A 591-nucleotide genomic window follows, 5' to 3' on the forward strand; every position below is an offset into this window, starting at 1 on the left:
GGCCAGGGCGGCGGCGGGCGGGGCGGTGACGGCCACGGCCACCGCGCACGGGTCCGCCCCGGCCGAGCCGGGCCCGCCCGGCCCCACGGTGACCGTCACGCGCTCCGGCGAGCCGTCCCCGCTCGGGACCGCGCCCGCCGGATACCGCCACGTCCGCGACCCGGACGGCTTCGGCCTGACGGTCCCGGCGGGCTATGTCCGGTCCACCGACGACCGGCGCGTGTTCTACGTGTCGCCGGACGGGGCCTTCCGGCTGGGCATCCGGCTCCAGCAGTCGGTCTCCGGCGGCCCGCTGGGCGTGATGCGCGACGCCCACGCCAACGGGCCGGCCAGCAACCCCGGTTACCGGGGCGGCAAGGTCGTCGCCACCACCCATCAGGGCCATGACGCGGCGCTGTGGGAGTTCAGCTGGAACGGTTTCACCGCGGCCGAGGGGCCGCGGCACACCTACGACGAGTGCTGGGACGAGGGCGGGACGATGTACGACGTGTGGGTCTCGGCCCCCGTCGCCCGCCTCGACGAGGCCAAGCGGCACTTCGACACGGTGCTCGACTCCTTCACCCCCTCGGCCTGACCGCCCCCGGCCTGACC

General features: G+C 76.3%; 1 pseudogene. It reads left to right on the plus strand.

Annotated features, from left to right (window positions below):
* A pseudogene (locus ACJA3G_RS38275) lies at positions 1–574 on the plus strand (serine/threonine protein kinase); the annotation flags it as partial.
* Positions 575–591: the final 17 nt, after the last annotated feature.

The organism is Streptomyces sp. YS-3 (assembly GCF_045257485.1).
In the GTDB taxonomy this organism is placed as follows: Bacteria; Actinomycetota; Actinomycetes; order Streptomycetales; family Streptomycetaceae; genus Streptomyces.